The organism is Aestuariirhabdus sp. LZHN29, assembly GCF_049985285.1.
Taxonomy (GTDB): Bacteria; Pseudomonadota; Gammaproteobacteria; order Pseudomonadales; family Aestuariirhabdaceae; genus Aestuariirhabdus.
In genome coordinates, this window is sequence record NZ_JBNIEU010000004.1 from 302,872 (window position 1) to 329,199 (window position 26,328).

Genomic DNA, 26,328 nt, shown 5'->3' on the forward strand with positions numbered 1-26,328 from the left:
AGTTGGAGTGATTATGGTCGATCTGTTTTGCGGTTCAGCCACAGCATCAACAACAGCAGTATAAGCATGACACCCACGGGGACTCCATAGAGTCTTGCCGCTGATAAGGTCTCTGGAAGCAATAGCTGATGCCAGCCGGTCAGTGTATGGCGCGACCCCGCTTCACCATTGCTCCCGTCCCAGTTAGCCAGTGAGAACGGCAGGTACTCACCCTCCCTGAAAGCCAAACCAGGGGATTCGCGGTCAGCTCGTATAACCAGCTGCCAGCGTCCAGCATCCCACTGCCCTTGCGCAGATAACCCGGGAGCCGACGACCCAGGGCGCAAAGGCGATTGCAAGCCGTGGCCCTCAAACGAGTTTACCGCTTGTGGTAAGGGGGGAGAGACCCGCCCTGCATTCCAGTACCAAAGCGCAACCCTGTGACGAGGATCGCCGTGGCGCAACAGAGGCTTATCCTGTGGTGAACCAGTCCCGGGTAACACAGCCCGGGGAAACTGCAGGGCCAGGGCATCGGGGGACAGTGTCAGCGCGGCGTCCTGCAGCCTTTCTGCAGTTTCCGCCCCGGGACGACTATCGGTGCGATCATTCCACTCGATCAAGAAGGCGATCTGTTCGGCATTAAAGAGCGCGCGCACCTCGACTGAGGTATTCAATGGAGTGTAGAGCCGCTCCTCCACCATCAAATTCGGCGCAAGCGGCAACGCGACTGCTCTTGCTTGCTGCCAGCGCGGGTCGGCCCCGTTATCGGGCAACGCACCGTCGATGCGATGCCCCCGCACGAGCGCATCGGGAGCCAAGGGGAGATCCGTTGCGCGGAGCGAGTAGATATAGTTTGCAACGTGCCAGCGATCAGCGAGAGAAAGTGGGTCCTTGTTGCCCGCTTCCACCTCTCTGTGGGCCGGCATCGGGGTACCGCTAATGCCGATTGAGATACGCTGGTAAAGACGGGCAATCGTTTTATCGCGGGCATCGCTGCCCGTTTCTTCGCTAGCGCGCCAGCTCAGGGGTTTGGTCAGATCCCGAGGCCATACCCGGTAACCCCAGTCATCCTCCAGGGGTTTATCCGAGAGAATATTTCCCCGCCCCTGCTCGCCGTGACACTCCTGACAAGTCGCCTCGTACTGCTTGCGCCCCAAAGCGACCGACTCAGGGCTATAGGCCACCCGCCCTGCCACCGGTTCCTCATCCTCAACAATTAACCACTGGTTACCACGATAACGGCCCTGCTCGTCGAAGTCCGACTCTTCAGCATCTTCGGGCGCCCAGGTGCCCACATAGTCGAACCCTTTAATGACCGGCACCAGCGAGCGAATCTGTTGCTCGCTGAGCAACCCTTTCCAGGCCGGCATACTGGTTCCCGCCAACCCATTGGCAATGATCTCTACGAGGTCTTCATCCCGGGGCGGGGCGGCCCCGGGAGAGCGCTTGTACTTGAATAACCCCAGCCCAAAATCCCGTGGCCTGGGGTAAAGCTTGTCTGCCGCAACGCCGTCACCTAGTCCCTCCTCGCCATGACAGGAGGCGCAGTGCAACTGGTAGAGTTTTTCTCCCTCAAGATTGGCCCGTTCCGCTGCAACCCGTTGGCGAATCGCACTGGCCACCGAAGAACGTTCAGGGTCCCAAATTCTTGGTTCCTGCTGCACCGCATCGAACAGAAAAAGAATCGTCTGCCATACCTGCCGCTCATCCATCGTCTCGTGCCATGCCGGCATCGCCGAGCGTGAGGGCGCTCCCTCACGCGGTAGCCCGGGGCCACCGGTCGCTATACGCCAAAATAGATAGCTCTCCTCCAGTTGGGCAATGGTGCCAATGTCCCGAAAATTAGCCGGTGCAGGGTTCAGCCCCAAACCCAGATGGCCTTGACCATCGAGGAGTGCTCCATGGCAGAAAACACAGCGATTAAAGTAATGATCACGCCCCTGCTCAACGGCCTCTCGATACACACCCAGCGCACCTTCGGGGTCTTGTTGCCACTGCTGGCTGAACTCGGCACGAATGGGGTTATCCAACCCGTTAAGCTCGATACGCTTACCCCAGGCGTTGAAACTGGAGGGCGGCGCAGGATGCGCCTGGCGCAGCTCCAGTGGTGCCTGATGAGTCGGCTGAAGCACAACGTAGGTGAGTGCCCCACCACCAAGGGGGATCACCACCAGCAACAGGACTCTCAACCATCCAAGCCGGGGAGATACCACCAGGGCACGTAACGGCGCCAGAAATGCCTGCCAGCGTTGGTCATCCGCCGAATAATAAAGCAACAGACCCACCGCCAGAATTACCATGTACTGGATCAAGAGGGAGCGTGGCATCAGCGGATAAACGGCAAATTCAAGCGCCAGTCCGCAGCCCACCCACAGCAACAGCGCCTGCCAAAATGGTGATATCTGCCTCATTCGGCCCATCCATCCATTACTCTTGCATCTCTCCCAACCTGAGCGCCTTCAACGCCTCAGGAACAATCCAGGGGGTTACCCGGTAACCATCCTTCGCTTGCAGGTACGCAATAATGGCCCCCATCTCCTGTTCGGTTAGCGAGATCGGCGCTGCGCTCACATCGGGCATAGGTGACTTGGGCGGAGCGCTGCCCTTTATGCCATAGCCTGGCACCACAAACACACTGGGCGCTACCATGGACTCGTAGAGGTAAGCTGGTGCCGTAGTGGCCAGCCCTCCATAGGCCGGGTCGCTCACTTGGGCAGAGGCACTGGCCACCACATCCATGGCCAACAGATCCGGGGCCCGCCCCATAGAGTTATGGCACAGGGCACAACTGCCCTTGCCGTTGAAAAGCTGCTCTCCAGCAGCGACCCGCAGCGGCTCATCCTCTGTCGATATTGCCAACGGAGCCTCCGCCTCACCCTCTATCTGGGGTAAGAGATTGGCGAACCCGGTAAAGAGCAGCGTCAAGCAGAGGGAGAACAACACCACCCGCAGTAAAATGGGCACTAGGCTTCCCCCGCTACGGGTGGCAGCTGCCGCTTCTCGCTAAGTGATGCGATAAAGAAGATAAACAGAATACAGGCGAGAAACAGCAGGGTGACCAGGGTCATCATATTGCCGGCGTGACCAATGGCCGGAATAAAGTTGTCAGCCGAATTATCCTTCATCACTGTGTAAACGTGCCAGTTGCCGCGTACCGAGGAGCGTATATATCCCATCAGCGCCATTAGCCAGGTAAAGGCTACCGGCAAGGCGAACAACGCGTACTGGGAGCGTGTCGATACCTGTCCCCAAGCCGCCTCAACGACCCGAGCCCTGCGAAATAGCAGGCTGTCAATGACCACCCCCCCGACAATAACACTGAGAGTCGCAACGACCTGCACCACGCTCGACCCCACCTTGTAAACGGTATTGGTGAAGTAGCCGTAATAGACACCACTGAAGATGATCGTCACGACGGCCCAGAAATAGATTGCCACCATCACAGTATTCAGCACTCCTGCGTAGGCCACGGTAGGCTGCTTACCCGAACGCCGGTACAGCTGAAAGGAGAGAAAAGTGGCCACCAGCATCAGGTTAACGGCCACATTTTTTGCAGGCATCAGCCCTAGCGGCCCCAGCCAGCGATGGGCACTTCCTCCCATCTGTGCGGATTCAGCGGGAGTCAGGATGAGGGAGTGGGGTGTTACCCACACCAAAAAACTGAGCACCAAAACAACAGCTATGTACTTGATCATCCAACCATAACGACCGGCCCCTCCCGTGCGCGACATACCGGACCAGAGGTAGTAGTTGGCCGCCAGCAAGATCGTTCCAATCAGCACCGCCTGCACGATAAACAGCCACGCAAGAATCCCCCCCATGGCCGTAATACCCATCTGTTGGGAATATGCGTAGATCTCCGCCATGAGCCAGTAGCCCGCGAAGGGAAGCGGCAGGAAGGCAAGAATCGCAATAAAGTTTGAGGTATAGCCCATCCAGTCGTAGTGGGCCCGCTCCGCCAGAGTGCGTGCCGCAAGAAATTTGTACGCTGCGTAGGCACCGACAATGGCTCCGCCGAAGGCGATATTGGCGATAAACCGGTGCAGGTTCATCGGGTTCCACAGAGGACCGCGAATCACTTCCCAGATATTACCCGAGGTCAGGGCACCACTCACATCCACCCCTGAAGGCGCCATCATAAAGGTGGACCAGGCGTTGGCCATCACCAAAATGGTGGTACCTGCTACGTTCAAAGCAACCCCCAAACACAGGTGGACCCACTTCAAATTACCGTAGCGAAGTGCGTACCAGCTGTAAAAATAGAGGTAAAGGAGCACCGTTTCAGCAAAAAACAGCAGTGCATAGATCAAAAACTGACCATCAAATACCCGCGCCATATACTGCATAAACTGGGGGTACAACATAAACAGTGCTAACGCCAAGGCACCGCCAAACAGGGCAGTAATCGAGTAGGCGGTCATACTGATTTTCATAAACTCGTGAGCCATATCGTCGTAACGGGAGTCTCCTGACCTCACCCCCAGCCACTCGATAAACACCACAAACAGGGGTACTGCTAGCACGAATGCAGCAAAAAACAGATGCATCTGGGCCAGCACCCATACCACCGAACGGCTGCTGTACCGACTGCGAGGGTAGTCCTCACGTTTAAGGTCCGGTGCCGAAAAACGGCCTTCACTTGCATCGGACTCGGCCACCGCGCTTATTTCGACCGGTGCCGCAGCCTCAGCCGTCGGTACCGTTAGGAACCCGGCAAGCAGCAGCGCTGCCAATAAAACCAGTGCTGCCAGCCATCTCGAGCGCTCGATTCCTGCGAACATCCCTTGCTCCCTATTTTGCCGGCAACAAATTGAAATACAGGGGCAAACCCTGGGCATCCATCACCCAATGGGTCATCAGGTAAAAACACAGGCCAACCAAGAGAAAAACTGCACTCCCGACTTTAAAACCAACTCCGTTTCCCGACTCCATAATAGTTCCCTATTCAGTGGTTCGCGCTAACACCGTGATCATAGATAACCAGCCACCAGAAATAGACTGCGGTCACTAATAACACCCCACGAAACAACCAGGGGCCCCAACTTGTAGCGGCTCCCGCTGGCTCCTGCCGAGATTCATTATCCTGATGCACACTCATTGTTCTACCCTGTTACTGCCTTGGTTAACGCCCGTTGCAAAGCCCTTTATAGTGAACCGGCCAGACTGCTGCGTAGCTTACCAGAATACAGCAGTATGCCGAGTTTCCAGCCCCCTTAAGGTCGAGCAAACTGATCCAGGTCACAAACCCTGCTGCCTGAGTTCCAAAGCAGCCCCTGAGACTGACCCTGACGGTGGCAGTCCCCGGAAGTCCATGGTAAAACCTGCCACAGAGAATCGATCCGTTGTCTATCAGGAGTAGATCATGACGACCAGCAAACGTCTTTGTACCGCGCTCTTCAGCCTCGTGTTCAGCACTGGCGCTCTGGCGGCCAGCTATCAGGAGGTTGACGTAAAGGATGGCGGCACCGTAACCGGTAAGGTCACCTTCAGCGGTACCGACCAGCCGCCGCGCCCCTATAGTGTGACCAAGGATAACTCTGTCTGTGGCACAGGCACGCGGGAGATCGACTTTATCAAGGTCAACGATGGTGGGCTGAGCGATGTCGTGGTATTTCTCGACAGGGTCAACCAGGGCAAGGCATTCCCTTCAAAACCGGCCGTGGTGGACCAACAGGAGTGCTACTTCCTGCCCTACCTGAGCGTCATGCATAACCGGGATACCATCAGCTCGATCAACAAAGACACCGTGCTGCACAACATTCACACCTATGAGCAGATTCAGGCGGGCAAGAAGCTCGCTAAAAAAACGGTGTTTAACCTCTCGCAGCCAGAACCTGGCACGCTAACCAAAAAGGTCGTACTCAAACGCGGCAACGCAATGAAGCTGGAATGCGACGCCCACGACTTTATGCATGCCTTTGTGTTCGTGGCAAAAAACCCCTATTACGCGGTGGTCAACAACGATGGAAGCTTCACCATTGACGCCGTCCCCCCAGGCAAATACAAAATAAAAAGCTGGCACGGCACCCTGGGAGAACAAAGCGCCTCGATTGAGGTGTTACCCAACGGCACGGCTAACGTCAGCTTCGATTACAAGTGATATACTGCCCTGGCTCATCATTCCTGATGGGTTAGCGCAGCGCCAAGGCACTATGGATCAACCTGACACATCAAAAACACCGCGACTTGACCGCTTCGATCGTTTCGTACTCTGTGGGGCCATTGTAAATGCCGCTGTCATAGTAACGATCGTTGGCTACTGGCTTATACACTAACCGTAGTCCGGCCAGCGCGACTGTTTCTTGATAACGGAACCGCCCATGACTCCCTCCGACTCTCTTCGCCAAGCCAATACGGACGACACTCTGCTGGTTCCCGGGCTGGACGATTACTCCCATCTCCTCATAGCAGCAGATGCTTCGGACCACTCCAACCATGGACTCCAGGCCGCGCTGGCGATCGGAGCGTTATCGAATGCACAAATTACCGGTGCCCATGTCTATGCGGCCCGTCTCCACGACCAGCGTTTTCGCCAAATGGAGGGGGGACTGCCAGAGCAGTACCAGGAAGAGGAGGAGCTGGAGCGCCAGCGGGACATCCACGACGAACTGATCACCAGGGGCCTGTCTGTTATCACCGACTCCTACCTCGACCAGCTACAGACCAGTTGTGAACGCGCCAATCTTCCCTATGTACGCTGTGCCCTCGAGGGGAAGAACTACCGCGAGCTGGTGCGCGAGGCCAATAGTGGTCGCCATGACCTGTTGGTGCTGGGAGCCCAGGGGCTGGGGGCCGTTGCCGGAGGAGGCCTGGGCACCGTGTGCGAGCGCAGCGTGCGCCGCAGCGCCATCGATACACTGGTCATCAAGGATGCCCAACGCCCCATTAGCAGCGGTCCATTACTGGTCGCCCTTGATGGATCATCGCGCGCCTACGGCGCCCTTATTACCGCTATTCGCCTCTGTACAGCCTGGGCTCAGCCGCTGCACATCGTTTCCGCCTACGACCCTTACTACCATTACGTTGCCTTCAACCGAATCGCCGCGGTGCTGTCCGAGGAGGCGGGAAAGGTATTTCGTTTCAAGGAGCAGGAAAAGCTGCACGAAGATATCATCGACGCGGGGTTAGCCAAAATCTACCAGGGTCACCTTGATGTCGCGGCGGACATTTGCCGCGAACAGGGGATCGAAGCCACCACCACGCTCCTTGCAGGCAAACCCTGGGAGGTGATCCTGCGCCATGCCCAAACCCTGGACCCCGCGCTTTTACTGATCGGTAAATTGGGCATCCACGCCGATGAGGAGCTGGATATTGGTGGCAACGCCGAAAACCTGTTGCGCAGTGCAACCTGTTCCCTGCTGCTGAGCCAACGGGAGTACCGCCCTCGCATCGAGTGGATCGCCGAAGCCACCACCAGCTGGAGCACCCAAGCCGAGGAGCGCCTGCTGTCGGTACCCTCCTTTGCCCGCTCCATGGCACGCCTGGCTATTTTGCGTTTCGCCCAGGAGCAGGGCCATACCGTCATTACCGAGAGCATAGTCGCAGAAGCCACCGCCAAGCTGTGTCCGGTAATGCACGACGAACCTGAGGCTTTTGACAGTGGAGCGACCGATAACAAGCCCCACCAAAAGAGCCCCGCCGAGCCTCCTTTTAACCCGCTATGGAGTGATGAGGCGCTGGCACGCCTACAGCAGATCCCCTCCACCAGCCTGCGCGACACCATTCGTTTGCGCGCAGAAAAACATACCCGGCAAGCGGGCGCCCAGGAGGTCCGGCTGCAGGATGTTGCGGCGTTCGTACAGCTGGCAGAGCTGGCCGACATCAATGCGATCAACAGTACAGGCGATACTGCCGGCAAATGCCCGTTCGGAATGAAAAAGAGCGAAGCGGCCCCCTCCCAATCGATACCCTGGACCGCGGATGCAGAGCAACGATTGCAGCGGGTTCCAGCGGGTTTTATGCGCCAAATGACTCGCCAGCGAGTAGAAGCCCACGCCCTCAAGCTAAAACAGGGCGAAGTGACTCTGGCCCTGATGGAAGACAAATACGACCAATGGGAACAGGATTCACAGGGTCAGCAGATGAGCCTGCCATGGGACGAGGCTGCCGAGCGCCGCATAGCCCGCATACCCGATTTTGTGCGCGGCATGGTGATCAAGGAGGTGGAACGGTGCGCCCGGGAGAAGGGCTTGGAGCGCGTTAACCTTGAGGTGATGAAAGAGGCCAATAGCGGCTGGCTCGACAGTGGCGGTTTCCACTCGGAGCACAACCCGGATCAGTACCAGTAGGTAGCCCCATGCCCTCCCTCTCCATGATCGCTATCAATCTCACGGATCGCTGCAATCTGGCGTGCGACCACTGTTACCTGGACGCCCGCACATTAAGCGACGGCGCCCCCAACGAACTCTCTACCGCCGAGGTGTGCACGCTGCTGGAGGAGATCGCCAGCCGAGGCACCGAGACCATGGTGGTGCTGACGGGTGGCGAGCCTCTGCTGCGTCGTGATCTCGAAGAGCTGATCGCCCATGGCAGTGGGTTAAAGCTGTTTATGGTGCTGGGCAGTAACGGCACCCTGCTAAGTGAACAGCGAATCCGTTCACTCAAAGCCGCCGGGTTAATGGGGGTAGGCATAAGCCTCGATTCAATCGATCCTGACTGGCACGATCGCTTCCGGGGTAAACCCGGAGCCTGGTACCAGACAGTCACCGCGATGGAGCAGTGCCGCGTCCAGGGCCTGAGCTTTCAGGTTCATTTTTCTGTTCACGCCGGCAACGCCCACGAACTCGAAGCGATGGTCGACGCCGCTCACCAACAGGGTGCCCGCGTCTTCAATCTGTTTTTCCTGGTGTGTACCGGCCGCGGCGAACGCGTTACCGATATCACCCCCGAGCAATACGAGCGCGTACTGCATCAGGCACTGGAGCTGCAGGAGCACTATCCCGACATGCTGATACGCCCCCGCTGCGCGCCCCATTACAAACGCGTCGCCCACCAGCGTCACCCCCATGCTGAAATCAACCGGATCAGCGGCAACGAGGGCGATGGCTGCATCGCCGGTAGCGGCTACTGTCGCATAACTCCTCAGGGGGGGGTTACGCCATGCCCTTACATCGCCGATGAAGTGGGCAACATTCGCCAGCACTCCTTTCTCGAACTATGGGACAACGCCCCAACCTTCGACACCCTGCGCAACCCACGACTCGAAGGCAAATGCGGCCAATGCGAATACCAGCAACTTTGTGGAGGCTGTCGTGCCAGACCGCAGGCCTCTGGCGATGGGCTGATGGGGGAAGATCCTCTGTGCGCCTACCATCCCCAGGGCGGCGCAACCATAGCGCCCGTGATCGACGCCCCGCTGGGCTGGAACCCCGACGCCGAACAGCGCATCTCCCGAGTACCCGGATTTATCCGCGCAATGGTCCGCAAACGCGCTGAAGCCTATGCCCGTGAGCAGGGAGACAGCCACGTCAGCTGCCGTCATCTCGATGAACTTACCGCACGACGTTTCGGATCCAAGCCACCGTTTAAACCGGACCTAAACGACTGATGCAGCCGCTCGACCTACTGATTATCGGCGGCGGTATCAGCGGGCTATCCAGTGCCTGGTGGCTGCATCACCTCGGACTGTCGATGGAGCTGTGGGAAAGCGGCGCCGAGCCGGGGGGAAAAATCGCAAGCCGCCGCGAGGCTGGCTACCTGTGCGAGCAGGGCGCGTCGATGATCGTCAACCACCGACCTGAAGTCGAGCGGCTGATTACCGAGTGCGGCGCCGGACTGACACGATTACAACGGCCCGCAAGAGTGAACGCCACCCGTTACCTGCTGGAGCAGGAGCGGCTGCTACCTCTTCGCCCCACCCTGCCTGGCATGGCCCGAAGCTCGCTGATCTCCTGGCGCGGAAAGCTGCGCATGCTGGCCGAGCCCCTGCTACCCAGAGGCAACAGCGCCACAGAGAGCGTGGCAGATTTTATTCGCCGCCGCATGGGGCCAGAACTATTGGATCGCGCTCTCGACCCCTTTGTCAGCGGCACCCTCGCCAATGACCCCGAGCAGGCCTGCGCCCGTTCGATATTACCCCGCCTGACGGCCCTCGAAACCGAATACGGCAGCATCCTGCTGGGGGCTCTATGGAAACGGTTACAGGGTCAACGTACACCCGTAGGGCAGCCCTCCTTCTCCTTCCTTGAAGGCATGCAGACCCTGCCCCGGGTTTTGGCCCAAGCGCTGGAAGCTCGGCCCGGACAGCTGCGCTATCACCACCGAGCCCTGCTGGTAGAGCGTTGCGCGCGCGGGTGGAGAGTAACCGCCTCGACGCCCGACGGGGAGCGCACCGTCGAATGTCGCCAACTGATGCTCTGCTGCCCGGCGACGGTGAGCGCACAACTGTTGAAATCCAGCGCTGCCGAACTAAGTCATCTACTGACAGGTATCGAATACGCCCCCATAACCCTGGTTCACACGGGGTTCGCATCAGAAAACATTAACCACCCCCTCGACAGTCAGGGGTTCCTGACCCCCAGCAAGAGCACGCTGTCCATCAATGGTTGCCTGTGGCCCAGCTCGATTTTCAGCAACCGGGCACCCACTGGCCACCACCTGCTGACCAGTTACCTCGGCGGCTCTCGTCGCCCGCAGGCAGTCGATTGGGACCATAAAACAAGCCTGCAGGCCGTACTGGATGACCTGGACCAGCTGCTAGGGATCGGCGCAGATCCGGATTACGTCTCCCTGGTTCGCCATCCCCAGGGTCTTCCGCGCTACCCGCTCGGTCATCACCAGCGCTACCAGAGAATTCAGCAACTGTGCCAGCAGCAGCCTGGGCTTAGTCTCAATGGGAATTATCTTGAAGGTGTCTCTGTACGCGAACGTATCGCTGCCAGTTATCGTTTGGCGGGGCGGGTGATCCATACCATCAAAGAGCACCCTTCGCGTTCGCTGCAGGTGCCCGTTGACCTGAGAGTCGCGATACCCTGATGCGCTCCTCGTCACCCTCCCCCCACGACAGCGATCCTCTGCCAACGGCGATCCGGCCCTGGAAAATTATTCTCGGCGTCTTAATCGCCCTGCTTGCGATTAATCTCTGGTTTCACCTCTACACCGAGGAGGTATCACTTCCACGCTACTGCGAACAGCGCGAAGAGACGCTCGACTACCTGCACAAGGTCATTACCCAACCGCGCCCGGCAGGTGAAGAGAGCAGGCGCCCCTACCTGATAGCTGCCAAGCTGCTTTACCTTTACCCGCGAGATGGCGATGAACCGGTAGAGACCTATCTGCTGCGAGTAGGCACCCTTATCGACAATCACTGCCGGTAATCTAGCGTTGCTGATGGTGCATCAGCTCCCGATGCCGAAAACAGCTGGTGAGGTGGTCATTGACCATCCCTGTGGCCTGCATATAGGCGTAGCAGATAGTGCTGCCCACGAAATTGAAGCCCCGTTTTTTCAGTGCTTTGCTCATCGCATCAGATTCGGCAGTGGTAACGGGAACGTCCGCCATACTCACCGGGCTGTTTTGCTGTACCCGGTGGTCGACAAACTGCCATATAAAACTGTCAAAGCTATCCACCGATTCCAGCAGGCTTAGATAAGCGCGAGCGTTGCGCCGGAAGGATTCAATTTTAAGGCGATTGCGAATGATCGCCGGATTGGTCCTTAACTGTTCAAGTTTGCTATCGCTATAACATGCTATTTTTTCAGCATCGAAGCCATCAAACAGCTGTCGATATGCCTCGCGCTTATTAAGCACTGTGAGCCATGACAACCCTGCCTGCGCGCCTTCAAGCAACAGAAACTCAAACAGTTTTGCATCCCTGTGCAGCGGCACCCCCCACTCCGTATCGTGATAGTGGCAATAGAGGTCGGTAGTGGGCCAGGGGCAACGTTCCATAGCGGCATTTCCGTCTGCTGTTAGAACCTTCAGGATTGCCCGAAGCTGCGCTGCGGTCAAGTACGATAGACACCGGTTGGCGCTGTTGTTTTGATGACGAACTGTCTATGCTATGGCGATCATTTATTTCGACGGGAGAGACAAACATGAAAGCGATTCAGGCTCACGAGCACGGCGATATTGGTGTTCTCAAGCTGGAAGAGGTCGCCGACCTGCAACCGGGTGAGGGTCAGGTGGTCGTTGCGGTTAAAGCTGCCGGCGTTAATCCTGTCGACACTTACATCCGTGCTGGCATCAACAATTACAGCGCCCTGTTCCCCCACTGCCCGGGCAAGGACGCGGCAGGCGTGATTGCATCGGTCGGCAAGGGGGTCACCCGCTTTAAAGAGGGCGACCGTGTTTACTGCGCTGGCACCCTCACCGGTGCCAGCGCCGAGCAGACCCTATGCAACGAAAATCAGGTGCAGCCCCTGCCCCACAGTATTAGTTTCGAGCAGGGAGCCTGCCTCGGCGTCCCCTACACCACCGCGTGGCGGGCGCTGTTTATCCGCGCCCATGCCAAGGCCTCAGAAACCGTACTGGTACACGGCGCCAGTGGCGGAGTCGGCCTGGCTGCGGTGCAGCTGGCCCGCGCAGCGGGATTACGCGTTATAGGTACGGCCAGCACCGATGTTGGCCGTGACCTGGTGCTGGCCAACGGTGCTCACCATGTACTGGACCACAACGACCCTGACCACTTGCAAGAAGCAATTGCATTGACCGGCGGTAACGGCGTCAACCTGATTCTGGAGATGCTGGCCAACGTCAACCTTGGCCACGATCTGCCGGCCCTTGCCAAGGGTGGCCGTGTGGTCATCATCGGTAGCCGGGGCCCGGTCGAAATCAATCCACGGGACACCATGGCGCGGGATGCCGCTATTTTGGGTATGGCATTAGCCAACGCCACCCCTGACGAGCTGCGCTGCATCCACGCTTCGCTGGTTGCCGGGCTGGAGAATGGCTCCCTCACCCCGGTTGTCAACAAGGCCTTCCCCCTGGCCCAGATGGGCCTGGCTCACGAAGCGGTGCTTGAAGCTGGAGCCTGCGGCAACATCGTCGTTTCCGTGCCGTAAGAGCGCCGACCTCCCCGGGGTCAAACCGATCCCGGGAACCAAGCCCCCGCAAACGAGTCCTAATCATTGGTGGTTCCGTTAAGGAGTGTGGGATGAACAGGGTTTTGCTGAGTGCTGCGACCATAAGTGCTGTATTAGTTGCGGGCTGCGCCCAAACCGGGGAACACAGCAACGAACGCCTCCTTACGCATCCAAGCACAGCGTTTGGGTAGTCAAATAACAGTGCAAGTCCGTAACCATGAAAGGGATCTGGTCCCCCACGCCCAACTTCAGGTTATCGACGACAGGAACCGCACAATTGTCGACAGCCCCCTTAGCGACGAGGGCTCCCTTAGCTTTTCCGTTCCCTCCGATGCAAACCGCCTGAGTCTGATAGCAACCTCGACCCATGGCGACCGCGGGAAACTATTGCTGGCAGAAGACGATCTAAGGTATGAAGACTATGCTTCAGGAAAATAGGCTGTGGCTGCAACCTGCTTCATCTCTTCACCGGATGCGCATCACCCCGAGACTGGAGCCATAGCCCCCAAATAGAAGCACGAAAGATCATGGAGATTTGAATGAACAGGTACTTGCTCATGGCCATAGCCGCATTATTGCTCGCAGGCTGCGCGCAGATTGCCGAGCAGAACAAGGCGTTCCCCCTTACAGTCAACACCCAACTGGTTGGCAACCGCATTAGCGTTACGGTTAATTCCGGCGAAAAGGGCATTATCAAGGTGGCCCAGGTGCGAGTGATCGACGATATTCGCCGTGTGGTGGTGGATAAACCCCTCGACGGTCGCGGACAACTCACGTTTCGAGTCCCCTCCCTCGCCACCCAGCTCGAGATTATCGTCACCGATGCCGACGGCGACAAGGGTAAGGCGATTCTGATGGGCGACGACCTGCGTGAAAACGAGGGCTGCAACCGGGTAATATGCTAATCAGGCTCAATGGACGTACAATGGGCGCCCCCGGCTAACCTCAGGATAAGCATTCCGTGCGCCACCTCTTCACCAGCCTGTTACTCAGTGCTTCAATACTATTCGGAGCCCCTGTCCATGGTGCCTCTCGGATTGTGATTAAGTGCAATGACCTGGAGTTCCAGCTGGAGCAACAGGTGTTACTGCAACAGCGTCTCGAAGACCAGATTGCATCGGCCCTGGAGCAGGGAGTAAGCGGTGAAAGCCTGCAACTAATGCAAAAGCAGGTACGTCAACTCGCTCGCCAGGAGTCTCTGGACATCCGCTCCGTGGTGCTGCTGTCAGCCCCTGTCGCAGACAACGACCACTACGCGGCTTATTTTCAGCTGTGCAAAATCACCCGAGGCGAACGGGGCTATACCACCGGCATGCGGTGTGATGCAGTATTCGATAACGAATGCCGACATTTTTACGGTGATAACTTCCGCATTAGTCACGACACTCCTTTACGGGTAACGGAAGACTAAGCTGCTGACTTTAATATGGCCGCTCACGGGTTAACGACGCCCCCGGCGTGATACCAATTGATCCCATCCTCCTGCACACACACCAGCTCCCCCCGCGCTAGCAAGCAATTGAGATGCGCCAAGCTCTCCCCGGTCGCCATGATCAGGTTATGACGGTTGATCGGCGCCCTGAACAACACTTCAAAACAGTCCACTGCTCGCCGCGGTACGCTGCAAAATTGCTTCAACGACAACAGGTCAGATTCGTGCTCATCGATCAGCGCGCGCAAACGTGCCGGTGCGCCGGTAAAGGGTTTTCCATGGGAGGGCAGTACCAGAGTCTGCTCATTCAATAGCTCTTCCAATCGGCGGCAGCTTTTCAACCAGAGTTCGAGCGGATTGGCTTGGGGTTCAGATGGCCATACGCTGACATTTGATGAAATCGTCGGTAGCAACTGGTCACCGGAGATAAACAGATTATCGGCTTCGTTAAACAGACAGGCATGCTCAGGTGAGTGCCCCTCTCCTACCACGACCTGCCACTCACGGCGACCAATGGAAATTCGCTGATTCTCTTCAAGCCGGATAAAACTATGAGGTAGTCCTCGCATCATGCGACCAAAACCACCGAACTGTGAACGGTAGTGGGTTAGGTTGTCTGCGTCGAACCCCGCCCCCCGGTAGAATTCAATCGCATCGAGTGGCGCCTGTTCGTGGGAATACTGCAATAAACTACGGCAGGAGAGATATTCGGTTCGAGTAATAGACAGTGGCGCGCCGGAGCGTTCATTGAGCCACCCGGCCAACCCAATATGATCGGGGTGCATGTGGGTCACCAGGATACGCTGCAACGTCCTTAAGCAGAGCGGCCCCTCAAACAGGGATTGCCAGAGATCGATGGTGGTATCGTTGGCCAGGCCCGTATCCACCAGAGTGAACCCTTCTCCTTCATCATCCAACACCCAGAGGTTAATATGATTCAGGGAAAACGGTAGCGGCATGCGCAGCCAGTGCACACCCTCGGCAACCTCCCTAAGTTCACCCTCTTCGGGAATGAAATCGTAGGGGTAGTTCAGGTCGGCTCGCTTGGGTCTTGTCGAAGCAGACATGGCAACAAATCTCCGTCAGGCAGGAGATAGCCATACTACCAGAGCCAAGACAAATGGCGCGTCAAAAATGCAAAACGCACAGCAAAGGCTGTGCGTTGATACCTCTCACTGCGTCAGGCTATTCTACCCGCCACTCTTTCCACAACCCTGGCTCCTGGTAGCCGGAACGCTCAGCCTCGGTCCCCTTAATATTGTGTTTCTCCAGCTTGGCGTTGTGCTGAAGGTCTTCGGCTCGGGCTTTTATATCGTCTGGGGCCTCGTGCAACTTGGTGCAGATTTCTCGGGTTAGTTTAACGTCTGGCATAACCGCCTCCCATTGCGGATATTTAGAAATTCAAAGCTTAGGCTACTCCTCCCCATCCTGCTCGCCTATGCGTACAAGCCACTATATTTATACCCCCATTTTGGAACGGTTTTTGACTGCGTTGCGGATTATTCCACACGACCACCCTGCCATCTGCGATTCGGCTACTCAAGTGCGCCGCGATCTAACCCTATAGACCCCGTCAGGTAGCTGACTAACCGCCCTCTTCCCCGGCAACGAGACTTTGCACAACCTTTACAGAAAGAGCTGAAACTCTCCCGGGAGACTCCGGTCAGAGATGAATATGGCACTAACAATCGGCTAACACACCGATTTCCCACAACTTTTTAGGTACAGATACCTATTTTTACCCGTCCCGACACCCCCTAGAATAGGTACCAACTAGACGGATCACATTACGGGAACCAATGACTCCCGGAGGACTTGCAGATGAGCAAATACCTATATACCACCGTATTCGAGCAGTTCACTGGCGAAAAACCGCCCGAGCCTCAGACCAACAACGAGCGTAAACCACGACGCACTCACGGCCACCCCTACCGCATGCGCCATAATATGCGAATGCAGGAGCAAGAGCTGCAAGGTGAGCAGTGTCAAACTCAAACTGAGCGGCACCCAGGCGGCACCGATAACCGGAGCATCGCTGATATTGCCGATATCGAATCACGCCGTAAGCCAAAAGCACAGCCTACGATCGTGTTCAAAAAGAGTCGGGCCATACGCAACCACAGCACATTTGCAAATGAGATAGCGGCCCACGCATAAACCTGTAGCGGATAGGGTTAGTCGACTGCCTGGAGCGCACGTAAAACCTGGCTGACGATAACCCTTCCTTTCCTGATGAACCCGGCAAGACCGATTTAAGGCGCCTACTTTGTTGGCGCCTGCCACCACCGATCGACCCTGCCTCCCTCGCAAGTTTCTTCGGTGAGATCACCGGCCGGCTCCTCACCACGGGTCAGGCGACTTCCATACTCCTCCGGCTTAACCGGGTATTGGCGGTAACGGGCAAAAAATCTTTCAGGCGTGAAGGCCTCAAGCAGCTGCAAGCTCCACGCCCTGCGCCGATTCCTCTGGGCATCAAAACCCTCAAACCCTAACTGCTGCAAGCAAATCTCACACACCTGGAACTGACGCAGTTCAACCTCACCATCTACCCTTAGCGGAAAAACACCACTACCCGAAGTGGTGACGCGAAGATGCGGTGTGCCCTTGCCAGAGGGCCTCAGTTTTTCCACTAAATCAGCGCAATCGGTTACATGGTATACAGGCGGGGAAAGCTGTAGTTGTGCGCCACTGCTTTGCTCCGGATAACAGAGAACTCGGCTGTTTTTATAGGCAAAGGTTCGATCCACCAAGCGCTGCAACTGTCCGGGGGCCAGCACAAGGCCCTCACGGGCAAGCCCAACGCGTTCATCACCGGTCAGGTGATAGCGGGGATCAAAGAGTTCAAAATAACCCAACCGACGCGTTCCCATCTGCTCGCGCAACCGGTTAAAGGGTGCAAAGTGGAGGAAATCGGTAAGCTTCACCCCCCGTCGCCGCCTTCGCGTAATATCGCTTCAATCCTGGACTCGGCGTCGGTCCGCAAACGAAACTCTACCCGCCGTGAACGATCGCTATCCTCCTCCCCATCGCTGTATAGAACAGGCTTGGAGGAGGAGAGCCCATTGGCGGTCAGGTGAGATTTCAGCCAGGGCTTGCGGTAAGAGACCGAATCGAGCCCCAATACATAGGCCAACGTGGTGCGCGTGCGGGCCTGGGACAGCTCCATATTGCGAATATAGGCCTCATCCTCAGTTGCCGCGTCCGACCAGCCCCTGTCGGTATGCCCCTCGATGCGGACTTCATTAATATCGAGCCGGTACTGATCGGAGGCGATAATACGAACATAACGGGGGAAAAAGTCTGAGAGAATCGCTGAAAAATCGGGTTTGAGTTCCTCTTCACCCCGATCAAAGAGCAGCTCTGTACGTAAAAAACGGATACTGAGGTCCGGGTTTAGTTCCGCTCCCCAGCGCGGCAGGTCCTCGGCGAACTCCCGCCGAAGATCCTCATACAACTGAGTCCTGAGACGCTCGTACACCACCGCCACATCACGAATTTTACGCCGTTCCAGCTCAACGATCACCATAAACACCAGTGCGATCAGCAGGAACACCATCATCAAGCCACCCATCAGGTCGCTGACCGCGACCCAATGCTCCTCGTGTTCCAGCTCCTCTACCCGCTGGTTGTCGAGCCCATCATGACGCTGCTGGCTCACGGAGACTCAGACTCCTGGGCCAACGCCACCACCTCCCGCAGCCGCTCGGTGAGCGGAGCGTAATCACTCACAAATTTTTCCGACAGCGCGGTCAACTGGTAGCCAAAACTCTGCAGGGCCTTATTCAGCTGCTCCTCCATCGACTGGTCGAGCCGCTCCACCTGCTGCTCATTGCGGGCAAGGATCGTCTCCACCTGCTCATTGAGTGCGATCTGGGCTCGGGAAAACTGTTCGCTACTGCTCTCCAGCAGCCCATGCATCTGTTGATTGCTGGTGGTGATCGATTTGTGCAGTTGGCTGGTCAACACCTCAAAACGCCCCTCTAGCTGGGGTAGTCCTTCACCGGCACTGCTGACCAGGGAAGATAGCGCAGAGAGATACCCCTCCAACCCCTTACTCTGGGTTTCGAGACCCGACAACATCCCCTCCAGAGCTTCGGACACCGTACTGAACACCCGGGTTTGCTCGACTACCCGCTCATGGCTTCGGGTCGCTTCCTGCATGATCTCACCGGTTTTCTGCTGCTGCGCAATGAGTGTATCGAGTTGCTGTTGATAGGCTTGCTGCCAGCGCAGCATTTCACCCACCGCCTCGTTAAGATGGCGGAAATTCTCACCGTACTGCTCATTAATACGCGTATTAAAGTCCCGCATCACAGTTTCCAGCGCACCCACCAGTGCCTGGGTATTGGCGTCGACCATGCGCTGCTGGTAGTCAGCTATTTGCTGGTTGAGGACCCCTAGTTGCTGCTGACTATTAAGTTTGAGCTCACGCATCTCCGCCAACATCTCCGCTTCATGGCGGGTTTCGTTAGCGTCCTCGAGGCGATCCCGGATCTGGGCCAGTAGCTGGGCTAGATCATCGACCGTCGCCATACGAATCTGTTCGCGACTAGCACGGTCACGTCGCAGCTCAACCAGATACCGCAATTTAATGCTAAGAGCACCGGCGAGACCCGCAATCGAAGACCAAAACGCGGTTTTCAAACCGTCAATCAGGTCCGGGACGCTCGCCTGGATATCGGTGGTATCAAAATCCATCAGACCAAGAGCCACCCCCAAAAAGGTGCCAAATATGCCGAGGCTTGTGAGAATTGTTGGGGCATTGCTCGCGGTTTGGGCATTGAACCCACGCAGATGAAACCACAGGGTCAATAGTGCCACCAAGCCGATCATGGCCAGGCTAAGGGTGGGAAAAGAGGTGGTTATCTCCATCTACAGGCAAACCTTCTGTGGGAAGCGGCGATCGATCGTTAAGCTCCCGATAGTAGAGCAAATACAGGGCTCCGTGAAGGGAGACCCTAAACGCAAAACAGGCCCCGAGGGGCCTGCTCTTCACTGCAAGGTTTGATGAATCAACTACCGGAGACGTACTTGATCATCACACCGGCTGCGACCGCTGAACCGATAACACCGGCCACATTCGGACCCATAGCGTGCATCAGCAGGAAGTTTTGCGGGTTGGCCTGCAGACCAATTTTGTTCGAAACCCGCGCAGCCATCGGCACCGCCGATACCCCGGCAGAGCCGATCAATGGGTTGATTGGAGTGCTGCTGACTTTATTCATCAACTTGGCCATCAGCACACCGGTAGCGGTACCGATACCAAAAGCCACAATACCCAGCGCCAAAATACCCAGAGTCTCTGCCTGCAGGAACTTGTCTGCCACCAACTTCGAACCCACGGAAAGCCCGAGGAAGATGGTAACGATGTTGATCAGAGCGTTCTGGGCAGTATCGCTCAGGCGATCGACCACACCACACTCCTTCATCAGGTTACCAAAGCAGAACATACCCAGCAGCGGCGCCGCATCGGGTAGCAGAATCGCCACCAGCACCAGCAATACCAAGGGGAAGACGATCTTCTCGGTTTTGCCGACGTGGCGCAGCTGGCTCATCTTGAGCTCACGCTCTGCCTGGGTGGTCAGCGCCTTCATGATGGGAGGCTGAATCAACGGTACCAGCGCCATGTACGAGTAGGAAGCGACCGCAATAGCACCCAGCAGTTCAGGCGCCAGTACGCTGGCAACGTAGATGGAGGTTGGGCCATCTGCTCCACCGATGATGCCGATCGCTGCCGCTTGCGCCAGGCTGAAGTCCATGACCCCTATGGAACTAAAGGCAACCGCTCCTAATACGGTAGCAAAGATACCAAACTGCGCCGCCGCCCCCAGGAACAGGGTTCTTGGGTTAGCCAGCAGCGGACCAAAATCGGTCATCGCGCCCACGCCCATAAAGATGATGAGCGGACCCGCGCCACTGGCAATCACCGCCGTATAGAAGCTGTAGAGTACGCCGTTGCTGTAACCCATGTCCCGGGCAGCATTAGCCGCCGCCAGATGGGTAGCCGCGTCCGAACTCTCATAGGCATGGGCCAGTGCCGCAGGATCGGTTGCCGCAACCCCCAGAATCTGGGACAAAGCTTCCAGCACCTCGGGCTTGGCCATGTGAATCGCCTGCTCGACCGCCGAATAAGCCAGGCCAGCTTCCGGGATGTTGGCGAGGATGCCACCGAAGCCGATCGGGATCAGCAGCAGGGGCTCGAAGTTTTTCTTGATAGCAAGGTACAGTAGCCCCATTCCAACCAGGATCATCACAAACTGTGGAAAATCCATGTTGTAGATGCCGGAGCCGTACCAAAGCGTTAGCAGTTTATCCATCGGTCAAACCCCTCAGGCAATGGTCAGCAGGGAGGCGCCAACAACAACGGCATCGCCCTCTTTGACGTTGACAGAACCAATCACACCCGCCTTCGGTGCACGAATCTCAGTTTCCATCTTCATCGCTTCGAGAATAATTAACAGGTCACCCTCTTGCACTTGCTGGCCAGGGGCAACGTGGACCTTCCAGATATTGCCTGCTAGCGGGGATGGCATCGGCTCGCCGCCGCCCACTGCGGCAACGGCTGCGCTAGCCGCAGGAGCAGCTGCGGCGCCCCCTACTTGCACAATGCCGGTCACATCGCCTCCGTTAGCAACGGTTACGGTGTATTCGCCGCCATCTACTTTAACGGTGTAGATCTCCTCACCCTCTGCCGTGGTTACCACCGCGCCTTCGTTTCCGGTCGGTGCTGGTTCGAACGCATCAGGATTACCACGATTTTCGAGGAATTTCGGGGCAATTTGGGGGAACAAAGCAAAGGTTAGTGCGTCGTCGATCGCATCCTTGGCAAGTGCGAACCCTTTCTCTTTAGACAGGCTCTCAACGTCAGCAACAATCTTGTCCAATTCATTCTCAAGCAGATCACCTGGACGACAGGTGATCGCCTCGGCTCCGGCAAGAACACGCTCTTGTAGCGCCTCATCGTAAGGTGCAGGAGCTGCGCCGTACTCGCCCTTGAGGATGCCTTGAGTCTCCTTGGAGATCGATTTGTAACGCTCGCCGGTCAGGATATTCAGTACCGCCTGGGTACCAACGATCTGGGAGGTGGGGGTTACCAGCGGGATATACCCGAGGTCTTTACGAACTCGTGGGATCTCCTCCAGCACATCATCAAACTTATCGGCAGCGCCTTGATCCTTGAGCTGGCTTTCCATATTGGTCAGCATGCCACCGGGCACTTGAGCGACCAGGATGCGTGAGTCGACGCCCTTGAGTGCACCCTCAAATTTAGCGTACTTTTTCCGCACTTCGCGGAAGTAGGCAGCGACCTCTTCAATCTGCAGCACATCAAGACCGGTATCACGCTCGGTCCCCTGCAAGGCGGCAACGACTGCCTCGGTAGCGGAGTGGCCATAGGTCTCACTCATAGAGGAGATTGCAGTGTCCACGTTATCGATACCGGCTTCGACCGCCTTCAAAATGGTCATGGAAGAGAGACCGGAGGTCGCATGGGAGTGCAGATGAATGCGTACATCGGTGGCGGCTTTCAAACGGCTCACTAGTTCGTAAGCGTCGTAGGGCGCAAGGATACCGGACATATCCTTGATAGCGATGGAGTCAACGCCCAGATCTTCGATGCGCTTGGCCAGGTCAACCCATGACTCAAGGTTATGCACCGGACTGGTAGTATAGGAGATCGTGCCCTGTGCGTGTTGGCCCTGTTTCTTGACAGCTTCCAGCGCACGCTTCAGGTTACGCGGATCGTTCATGGCATCGAATACGCGGAACACAGAGACCCCGTTCTCTGCGGCGCGTTCAACGAACTTGTCGACGACGTCATCCGCGTAGTGACGATAACCCAGTAAATTCTGGCCGCGCAGCAACATCTGCTGCGGAGTCTTTGGCATCGCTTTCTTCAGCTCGCGGATACGATCCCATGGATCTTCTCCGAGATAACGAATGCAGGAGTCAAAGGTAGCGCCCCCCCAGGATTCCAGGGACCAATAGCCGATATTATCGAGCTTCTCGGCGATCGGGAGCATATCGTCAATACGTAGACGAGTGGCAAACAGGGACTGATGGGCGTCGCGCAGTACGACGTCGGTAATACCTAATGGCTTCTTTATGTCGGTCATGGATTATGGCCTTTAATTGCAGAATATTGCGTTGGTTTCACGTACCAGTCGATCGGCATTCATTATTAACGTTCGCGGTGTTGCTTAATCGCTTCGTTGATAATGGAAAGCAGCTTCTGGTCCTGCGCCGGTCCCCCTTGTGACACGGGTGCAGGTCGGCTGGCGACCAGTTCAGACTCTTCAGAGTCGAACCTGCCAACGATTTTTGACATTGCGGTGGTGGAAAACACCAGCAGGGTCAAAAACACGAACACGAAACCCATTCCGAACAGCATCAAGTTGATACCTTCGCTCATGAGATCCGGTGAGGTCATGATATTCATCCTTCGTTTATAGTGTTTGTTGTCACTCGGCCTGCCCCCAACCCACGCCGAAACGTACATTTCGAACAAAGTTCGACATTGTTGGCAGCCGAAGTCGGCGTTAATTTACCCTGTATCCGAATACCTGGCAAACAATAAGCATCCTTGTGCGGGTTGAATTTTCCCGAAATCAGATACTTACAGCTATAGGCGATAAGTCTTACTTGCCCATAATCAAACGAGCGTTTTATTCTATCATTTTTGCCCCAAAACACCACGATTGTCGACAATCTTGCCGTCGAGTTGATTTCCTCCCCCTCCAGCACTAGAGTAGCGTCCCTATTTTTACGGAATGACGCCATGCTGCTTCTCGCCCCTATGGAGGGTATCGCCGACCACAGTATGCGAGCCCTGCTGACCGAGCATGGCGATTTTGATCTATGCGTCAGCGAATTTGTCCGGGTTAGTAACACGCTTCTTCCCGAGCGGGTATTCCGGCGTTACCTGCCAGAGCTTGAGAACGGCTGCCAAACCCCGTCGGGCTGCCCCGTCCATGTACAGCTGCTGGGAAGTGACCCGCAGCTGATGGGAGAGAACGCCCATAGAGTGGTCGAAATGGGTGCCCCCGGGATCGATATCAACTTCGGCTGCCCCACCAAGATCGTGAATCGCCACGGCGGTGGAGCACAACTGTTAAAAGAACCGGAAACCATCGCTCGCATTGTAAGCGCGGTTCGGCGTGCGGTTCCGAGCCAGATCCCCGTCAGCGCAAAGATGCGCCTCGGGTACGAAGATACCAGCCTGGCCCTGGAAAATGCCTGTGCAATTGAAGCCAGCGGGGCCAGCGCGCTCACGGTGCACGCCCGCACCAAAACAGAGGGCTACCGCCCCCCTGCTCACTGGGAGTGGCTGGCTCGTATTCGTGAGGTGGTAACCCTGCCCCTGATCGCCAATGGAGATATCTGGAGCTACAACGACTACCTGCGCTGCGCCGAGGTGAGTGGATGCGAGCATTTCATGCTCGGGCGGGGGGCTCTAAGAAACCCCCTGCTTTGCAAACAGATAAAGGAGCAACGACAGGACCTTGATAGTGATCAGGTCTGGCAACAGATCCGCCCTCTATTGCTCGATTTTTACCAGGTCACCCACCAGCACTACCCCGATAAGTACCTGTGCCAAAGGATAAAACAGTGGCTGGGGTTCCTGGCACCGGGATACCAACAAGCCCAGGAGTTATTCAACCAGATCAAGCCCCTGCACGAACCCCTACAGATTCGCCCCCTGCTTGAGGCCGCCTAGGCGGCCTATACAGCTCCCCGTAACGCCCCCGATCACATTGCGTAATCGTCGAGTATCTTTTGCATCGATCCATCCTGGCGCATGGCTTCTATCTGCACATCAAACCCATCGAGTATTTCACGGTGTCTGGGGTTTGCACGACTCACAGCAATATGGAGGCCGTTGGTCGATACCGCTTTAGGCAGCACCTCCAGGTTACTCTCCTGATCGGGTAGTAGCGTACGGATCGTATAAAGCGCCTCCTGCTCATCGGCCAACACCATATCGACCTGCCCCAACACCAGCCGCCGCAGGTTTTGAATCGCGTGATTAGCGGGAACCCTGATCGCAAGCTCCGCGCTATCGAACGGCTCACCATAGGCGTAATCACGGATGGTACCGATCATCTTGCCGTTGAGATCCTCAAGACTCTGGTACTTGAGCCCCCGGGTTTTCAACACCACAAACTTGAGATGGTTATCCAGAAACGGCTTACTAAACGCCAGCTCCTTGTTACGCTCATCGGAATACCAGGCCGCAGCAATCACATCGTAAACCCCGGAACGAGTCCCCTCCAACGATCTGGGCCAAATATCCACCACCATGTTGATATCAAACCCCGCCCGCCGCAGCGCCTGCTCAACGATAACGACCGCAACACCGCGCCGATCCGCATTTTCGTCGACATAGGGGGGCCAGGTACTGGCGGCTACCTGTAACGGAGCGGCTTGCACAGAAAATGCCAGACAGCACAGCACCAGAGCGCTGGTAACAGATCGGAAACTCATAATCATCCTTACGGGGCTAGCGCCCTATTCTTACTATTTGGCAAAAGTTTACCGTGCCCGGATGACGATAGGAACCTGCGTCCCAACAGAGCAAGAGCAATATGGGTTGCGCTACACCGATCAGGCTCGCCTAACCGATTCGACCCGCGTCTACCATACGCCGGACAGTATCCACCACGGCCTGGGTTTGGCTGTCGATCTCCAGGTTCACCAAAGCGCCTGCTACAAGACGATCAAATGTCGTCACTTTAAGCGTTTCGGGAATCAGGTAAACGCTAAAGCGCCCCGCTTCCATCTCGCCCACGGTCAAGCTGGCGCCATTGAGGGCCACGAACCCCTTGGGAAAAATATAAGGCTGCCATTCGGGGGCAACCGCAAAGGTGATAATGCAGTTATTCTCCGGCTGTTCCACCGACACCACCGTTACGGTATCGTGAATATGCCCGGACAACAGATGCCCACCGACCTCATCATTGATACGCGCCGCCCGTTCAATATTAACCCAGTCGCCAGCTTCGAGTGCGACCAGGTTAGTCACCCTTAAAGTCTCCATCATCACGTCAAAACCGATGCGCTCATCGTCGATCTCTGCGACGGTGAGACAGGTACCGTTAACGGCGACACTGCCCCCCAGCGAAAGCCCATCGAGCAAGTCAGGAGGAAATTCAAACCAAAGACGATGTAGATTGGGTTGGCGTTCAAGGGCCGCCAACGGGAGCGAGCACTGCACAATTCCGGTGAACATAGTTATTCCAAATTATCGGGGGAGGAGGCCGAACCCTAAGGACTGCCTAATGGGGCGCAGTGTGCAACATTCTTTTAAGGGCAACAAGGCTATCAGGGGTGTAAAGCCCATGGTCCGAAGTGGTGAGTATAGCCTCTACCTCCATCAACTCGACATCGACCACCTCTTCCGGCTGAAGCACTAATTCACCCTCCCAGATACAACGATAGACCCGCCCCCACACCCGATTGGCGTCATCCTGAAAGAAGAAGTTGAAGCGGGAACTAAGTTCAACTCCCCTAATACCCAACTCTTCCTGCAACTCCCTCTGTGCCGCCTCGTCGTAACTTTCCCCCACACCAACGACACCCCCTGCCGCCAGGTCAAGATACCCGGGGTAGAGATCCTTCGTGGGGGTGCGATGCTGTACGTAGAGCTGGCCCTTGGCATTGAAGACAAATACATAGACCGCACGATGGAATAGATTACGAGTACGCATTTCACGCCGAGAAACCCGACCTAATGGTTGGTTATGCTGATCGACTTCCAACACCCACTCTTCGTCCACACCGTTCTCCCTGCAATCAATTAGGCTGAGCGCAGTCTAGGCGAGGGGGCGCAAGCGAGCTATAACACCTTTGTTGTAGGGCTACAGAAGGCTCACAGAAATCTGGAAAGCAGGTTTTGAA

General features: G+C 56.6%; 26 protein-coding genes. 11 read left to right on the plus strand and 15 right to left on the minus strand.

What is annotated here, in order from left to right; translation table 11 throughout:
* Positions 1 to 11: 11 nt before the first annotated feature.
* The 3 genes from ACP3PW_RS15495 to ACP3PW_RS15505 are packed head-to-tail and all read right to left on the minus strand — an operon-like array spanning position 12 to position 4,760.
* Positions 12 to 2,390 carry a c-type cytochrome gene (locus ACP3PW_RS15495; RefSeq protein WP_426417635.1) on the minus strand — a complete coding sequence of 793 codons (2,379 nt, stop codon included), beginning with the start codon at positions 2,388 to 2,390 and terminating at the stop codon, positions 12 to 14.
* A 16-nt stretch (positions 2,391 to 2,406) separates the two neighbouring features.
* Complete coding sequence (locus ACP3PW_RS15500; RefSeq protein ID WP_426417636.1) at positions 2,407 to 2,943, minus strand: c-type cytochrome; 537 nt, start codon at positions 2,941 to 2,943, stop codon at positions 2,407 to 2,409.
* Positions 2,943 to 4,760, minus strand: coding sequence for a cytochrome ubiquinol oxidase subunit I (locus ACP3PW_RS15505; RefSeq protein ID WP_426417637.1), 1,818 nt, complete (start codon positions 4,758 to 4,760; stop codon positions 2,943 to 2,945). The genes ACP3PW_RS15500 and ACP3PW_RS15505 overlap by 1 nt, the downstream gene beginning before the upstream one ends.
* A gap of 581 nt (positions 4,761 to 5,341) precedes the next feature.
* Between ACP3PW_RS15505 and ACP3PW_RS15510 the strand changes: the two genes are divergently transcribed.
* The 5 genes from ACP3PW_RS15510 to ACP3PW_RS15530 all read left to right on the plus strand — a co-directional run bounded on the left by ACP3PW_RS15510 (position 5,342) and on the right by ACP3PW_RS15530 (position 11,294).
* Positions 5,342 to 6,079, plus strand: coding sequence for a carboxypeptidase regulatory-like domain-containing protein (locus tag ACP3PW_RS15510; protein WP_426417638.1), 738 nt, complete (start codon positions 5,342 to 5,344; stop codon positions 6,077 to 6,079).
* Positions 6,080 to 6,299: 220 nt separating this feature from the next.
* A complete protein-coding gene (locus tag ACP3PW_RS15515) occupies positions 6,300 to 8,267 on the plus strand; it encodes a universal stress protein (protein WP_426417639.1) in 1,968 nt (655 codons plus the stop codon).
* 8 nt (positions 8,268 to 8,275) lie between these two features.
* Positions 8,276 to 9,526 (plus strand): radical SAM protein, encoded by a 1,251-nt coding sequence (locus ACP3PW_RS15520; protein ID WP_426417640.1) that lies wholly within the window; start codon positions 8,276 to 8,278, stop codon positions 9,524 to 9,526.
* Entirely contained in the window at positions 9,526 to 10,953 is a 1,428-nt protein-coding gene (gene hemG / locus ACP3PW_RS15525) for a protoporphyrinogen oxidase (RefSeq protein ID WP_426417641.1), read from the plus strand. Before ACP3PW_RS15520 ends, hemG begins: the two co-directional genes overlap by 1 nt.
* Positions 10,953 to 11,294, plus strand: coding sequence for a hypothetical protein (locus tag ACP3PW_RS15530; RefSeq protein ID WP_426417642.1), 342 nt, complete (start codon positions 10,953 to 10,955; stop codon positions 11,292 to 11,294). Before hemG ends, ACP3PW_RS15530 begins: the two co-directional genes overlap by 1 nt.
* Before the next feature lies 1 nt (position 11,295).
* On the opposite strand, the gene ACP3PW_RS15535 is transcribed toward ACP3PW_RS15530, so the two are convergent.
* Positions 11,296 to 11,868, minus strand: coding sequence for a DNA-3-methyladenine glycosylase I (locus ACP3PW_RS15535; RefSeq protein WP_426417643.1), 573 nt, complete (start codon positions 11,866 to 11,868; stop codon positions 11,296 to 11,298).
* A gap of 146 nt (positions 11,869 to 12,014) precedes the next feature.
* Here ACP3PW_RS15535 and ACP3PW_RS15540 point away from each other — a divergent pair, with 146 nt between their 5' ends.
* From ACP3PW_RS15540 to ACP3PW_RS15555, 4 genes are all read left to right on the plus strand, one after another.
* Entirely contained in the window at positions 12,015 to 12,980 is a 966-nt protein-coding gene (locus tag ACP3PW_RS15540; protein WP_426417644.1) for an NADPH:quinone reductase, read from the plus strand.
* Positions 12,981 to 13,202: 222 nt separating this feature from the next.
* Positions 13,203 to 13,439, plus strand: coding sequence for a hypothetical protein (locus tag ACP3PW_RS15545; RefSeq protein WP_426417645.1), 237 nt, complete (start codon positions 13,203 to 13,205; stop codon positions 13,437 to 13,439).
* A 101-nt stretch (positions 13,440 to 13,540) separates the two neighbouring features.
* The gene (locus tag ACP3PW_RS15550; RefSeq protein WP_426417646.1) at positions 13,541 to 13,906 is read left to right on the plus strand and encodes a hypothetical protein; all 366 of its coding nucleotides are present in this window, start codon (positions 13,541 to 13,543) and stop codon (positions 13,904 to 13,906) included.
* Positions 13,907 to 14,040: 134 nt separating this feature from the next.
* Positions 14,041 to 14,412: a hypothetical protein gene (locus ACP3PW_RS15555; RefSeq protein WP_426417647.1), complete on the plus strand. Its 372-nt coding sequence runs from the start codon at positions 14,041 to 14,043 to the stop codon at positions 14,410 to 14,412.
* Positions 14,413 to 14,435: 23 nt separating this feature from the next.
* On the opposite strand, the gene ACP3PW_RS15560 is transcribed toward ACP3PW_RS15555, so the two are convergent.
* Together ACP3PW_RS15560 and ACP3PW_RS15565 are read right to left on the minus strand one after the other, a co-directional pair.
* Complete coding sequence (locus ACP3PW_RS15560) at positions 14,436 to 15,500, minus strand: MBL fold metallo-hydrolase (RefSeq protein ID WP_426417648.1); 1,065 nt, start codon at positions 15,498 to 15,500, stop codon at positions 14,436 to 14,438.
* 118 nt (positions 15,501 to 15,618) lie between these two features.
* Positions 15,619 to 15,804, minus strand: coding sequence for a hypothetical protein (locus ACP3PW_RS15565; protein ID WP_426417649.1), 186 nt, complete (start codon positions 15,802 to 15,804; stop codon positions 15,619 to 15,621).
* A gap of 450 nt (positions 15,805 to 16,254) precedes the next feature.
* Between ACP3PW_RS15565 and ACP3PW_RS15570 the strand changes: the two genes are divergently transcribed.
* Positions 16,255 to 16,590: a hypothetical protein gene (locus ACP3PW_RS15570; protein ID WP_426417650.1), complete on the plus strand. Its 336-nt coding sequence runs from the start codon at positions 16,255 to 16,257 to the stop codon at positions 16,588 to 16,590.
* 104 nt (positions 16,591 to 16,694) lie between these two features.
* Here the strand turns inward: ACP3PW_RS15570 and ACP3PW_RS15575 are convergent, their stop codons facing one another.
* The 6 genes from ACP3PW_RS15575 to ACP3PW_RS15600 all read right to left on the minus strand — a co-directional run bounded on the left by ACP3PW_RS15575 (position 16,695) and on the right by ACP3PW_RS15600 (position 22,861).
* A complete protein-coding gene (locus ACP3PW_RS15575; RefSeq protein WP_426417651.1) occupies positions 16,695 to 17,357 on the minus strand; it encodes a hypothetical protein in 663 nt (220 codons plus the stop codon).
* The gene (locus ACP3PW_RS15580) at positions 17,354 to 18,091 is read right to left on the minus strand and encodes an OmpA/MotB family protein (RefSeq protein ID WP_426417652.1); all 738 of its coding nucleotides are present in this window, start codon (positions 18,089 to 18,091) and stop codon (positions 17,354 to 17,356) included. The genes ACP3PW_RS15575 and ACP3PW_RS15580 overlap by 4 nt, the downstream gene beginning before the upstream one ends.
* Positions 18,088 to 19,305, minus strand: a complete 1,218-nt coding sequence (locus ACP3PW_RS15585; RefSeq protein WP_426417653.1) for a hypothetical protein — start codon at positions 19,303 to 19,305, stop codon at positions 18,088 to 18,090. The genes ACP3PW_RS15580 and ACP3PW_RS15585 overlap by 4 nt, the downstream gene beginning before the upstream one ends.
* Positions 19,306 to 19,445: 140 nt before the next feature.
* On the minus strand, positions 19,446 to 20,750 hold the full coding sequence (locus ACP3PW_RS15590; protein WP_426417654.1) for a sodium ion-translocating decarboxylase subunit beta: 1,305 nt from the start codon (positions 20,748 to 20,750) through the stop codon (positions 19,446 to 19,448).
* A gap of 12 nt (positions 20,751 to 20,762) precedes the next feature.
* Positions 20,763 to 22,547, minus strand: coding sequence for a sodium-extruding oxaloacetate decarboxylase subunit alpha (oadA, locus tag ACP3PW_RS15595; protein WP_426417655.1), 1,785 nt, complete (start codon positions 22,545 to 22,547; stop codon positions 20,763 to 20,765).
* 65 nt (positions 22,548 to 22,612) lie between these two features.
* Entirely contained in the window at positions 22,613 to 22,861 is a 249-nt protein-coding gene (locus ACP3PW_RS15600) for an OadG family protein (RefSeq protein ID WP_426417656.1), read from the minus strand.
* A 348-nt stretch (positions 22,862 to 23,209) separates the two neighbouring features.
* Between ACP3PW_RS15600 and ACP3PW_RS15605 the strand changes: the two genes are divergently transcribed.
* The gene (locus ACP3PW_RS15605) at positions 23,210 to 24,148 is read left to right on the plus strand and encodes a tRNA dihydrouridine synthase (protein WP_426417657.1); all 939 of its coding nucleotides are present in this window, start codon (positions 23,210 to 23,212) and stop codon (positions 24,146 to 24,148) included.
* Positions 24,149 to 24,180: 32 nt separating this feature from the next.
* Here ACP3PW_RS15605 and ACP3PW_RS15610 read toward each other — a convergent pair whose 3' ends face one another.
* The 3 genes from ACP3PW_RS15610 to yfcD form a co-directional block, all read right to left on the minus strand.
* Positions 24,181 to 24,915, minus strand: coding sequence for a substrate-binding periplasmic protein (locus ACP3PW_RS15610; RefSeq protein ID WP_426417658.1), 735 nt, complete (start codon positions 24,913 to 24,915; stop codon positions 24,181 to 24,183).
* A gap of 130 nt (positions 24,916 to 25,045) precedes the next feature.
* Positions 25,046 to 25,660, minus strand: a complete 615-nt coding sequence (locus ACP3PW_RS15615; protein WP_426417659.1) for a riboflavin synthase subunit alpha — start codon at positions 25,658 to 25,660, stop codon at positions 25,046 to 25,048.
* A gap of 46 nt (positions 25,661 to 25,706) precedes the next feature.
* Complete coding sequence (yfcD, locus tag ACP3PW_RS15620) at positions 25,707 to 26,207, minus strand: NUDIX hydrolase YfcD (RefSeq protein WP_426417660.1); 501 nt, start codon at positions 26,205 to 26,207, stop codon at positions 25,707 to 25,709.
* Between the last annotated feature and the right edge of the window lie 121 nt (positions 26,208 to 26,328).